The sequence below is a fragment of the Dellaglioa sp. CoH-56-MRSF-12 genome (assembly GCF_056782075.1).
Window position 1 is genome coordinate 1 of record NZ_JBXAYD010000050.1, and the last position, 322, is coordinate 322.

The window sequence follows — 322 nt, forward strand, 5'->3', positions numbered from 1 at the left end:
GTAATCAACACGATGTTGGCGCTCATCATGGGTCTGCACATTTTGGCCCATCGAGCCCGTTGAAGGAGATTTGATGGATATTGAAATGTTGACGGCTAAGGCCGATGCTTACGATTTGGCTTCGTCTCTGGCTGACAGTATGGGCTATGGTACGTTGAGCGAAGCGCTCCACGCGTTTCAGCGACTAAAGCAGGAAGCGTCACCTCCGAAGCAGGGGGCAGAAAGGATCGTGACCTATATCACGCGGGGCTACGTCGAGGAATCCGTGCAGGGCAAGCTCATGCGCGACGGACATGTCGGCGCATTTGTCGTCAGCTCTGTC

General features: G+C 54.7%; 1 protein-coding gene. It reads left to right on the plus strand.

Going from position 1 to position 322, the window contains the following annotated elements:
* Window positions 1-73 precede the first annotated feature (73 nt).
* Window positions 74-322 (plus strand): hypothetical protein (locus AC1RPY_RS07750; RefSeq protein WP_481763106.1); only part of this gene is annotated, 249 nt, incomplete at its 3' end.